The sequence below is a fragment of the Oleiphilus sp. HI0123 genome (genome assembly GCF_001635315.1).
The window spans coordinates 1-218 of sequence record NZ_LWGE01000556.1; the positions used below are offsets into that span (position 1 = coordinate 1).

Here is a 218-nt window from a genome sequence, read left to right on the forward strand (position 1 = left end):
CCCCTTGTTCTCGCAATTGAATAAATAAACCTTGCCACAGCTTTTGGTTATCTCGAGACAAGTCGAGGTATCGCTGGCGCGCGTCAGCTTGCCATTGCGCATCAAGAAACGCTCGAGTCGCTATTTCTTGGGCAGGCCCATTGACATCCCAAACACCAATGAAAGCCTTCATCTCATGCAAAAGCGTTTGGCCCGCAAAAACAAAACCGAGCCTCAAG

At 49.5% G+C, this 218-nt stretch carries 1 pseudogene; it reads right to left on the reverse strand.

Annotation, left to right across the window (positions count from 1 at the left end):
- A pseudogene (locus tag A3761_RS27020) lies at nt 1-218 on the reverse strand (hypothetical protein); the annotation flags it as partial.